This is a genomic window from Carboxylicivirga sediminis (assembly GCF_018156225.1).
Classification (GTDB): domain Bacteria; phylum Bacteroidota; class Bacteroidia; order Bacteroidales; family Marinilabiliaceae; genus Carboxylicivirga; species Carboxylicivirga sediminis.
Map to the genome: position 1 here is coordinate 1 of NZ_JAGTAR010000088.1, position 1,384 is coordinate 1,384.

General features: G+C 33.5%; 1 protein-coding gene. It reads left to right on the top strand.

The annotated features are described in order from the left end of the window. Positions 1 to 229: 229 nt before the first annotated feature. Positions 230 to 1,282: a hypothetical protein gene (locus tag KDU71_RS22725; protein ID WP_212193425.1), complete on the top strand. Its 1,053-nt coding sequence runs from the start codon at positions 230 to 232 to the stop codon at positions 1,280 to 1,282. Positions 1,283 to 1,384 lie beyond the last annotated feature (102 nt).

Consider the following 1,384-nt stretch of genomic DNA (forward strand, 5'->3'; position numbering starts at 1 on the left):
TGGTAAAGCTTTTTTTTCATAACTAAGTATTATAAGACAAATAAAGGTAGCTGAGACAACGGACTTTAGCTACCTTTAGGTTTAGTGCAACACGCGGTCATAAAACATTGGGGGCGAAGTGGTTATTCGACCATCGGTTCTCGCATCAAAGTTCGCTGTACTTTGATAGTGAAGTAGCTCCGAAATCCCCAACGTTTCATACCGCCATCCGTTAGCAGCCATACAAAAAATGAAAAACGTACTATTAATATTATTACTTGTTCCGTTGAATATATTTTCACAGGAATATCCTAGAGTCGACACATTGAACTTTGGTGAAAATGTTAAGGAGGCTTTTTTATATCAGCATTATTGTCATCAAGGCGACACCAATCTAGTTGAGAAATATATATATGACGATGCAGGTAACCATATTTATACATTTGAAGGCTACAATTACCCAATGCCAACAAGGACTATGTTTGAGTATGAAAAGGGACTATTAAATAAAATAATCAAACATAAATATACTAGCTCATATAATGACAGTCTCAAAGACGAAATGTGGAATCGCTATTTCAAAATACTATCAAAAGGTGAAAATAAAGAAACTGAAAGGAAGGCAGATTCCTTATATCAAGCGTATAAGTTAAAATATGTACTGATTGACCCAGAAAAAGTAAGATGGGAAAAAGAGGGAGTGTTTGAAAGTGAAATTAAAATTGAATACAATTCTCAAAGTAATCCTAAGGAGTATAGAATATACACTTCTATAATGAACGAACCTCCTAGATTAGATATGGTGCTTGAGATAGAGTATAATGACAATGGACGTATAAAAAGCAAATGCTGGACTGATATTGAGCATCCGAATACAATTAAGTTAAATGCCTTTAAGCCTAATACACTAATGTTAAATGACTCAATTAAAGTTCTTTCAGGTGATATTAGAAAAAAGGAATATACTTATAATACAAATTTAGTCCTAATAGAATGTTTCCTTAATCAGAAACACACAGGAATAGAAAAAGAGATTTATAATCCGACTACAAGAAAGAAAGATATTATTGTAATGAACCTAACAGGTGATACTCTATCTTACCGGACAGAATATTTTGACCTAAAAGGTAAATTAATTAAAAAAGAACGCATCATAGAAACAGGATATGATGGATTTGGTTACGGGTATGATTCTGTTGCTGAAGAACAAAAAGAATACTATTATGATTCTGAAGGAAGAATCAATCAAATACTAGGTTACGAAGACAAAAAGAGGTATAGTGTTTCAACCTATAAATATTAATTACGGCTGCCAATAACTAAGCGTTCTGGCTGGTTGAAAACCAGAGTCTGAACGCGGTGTTGCCGACAACCGGTTAGAAATCACTATCTATGGGGATTGATA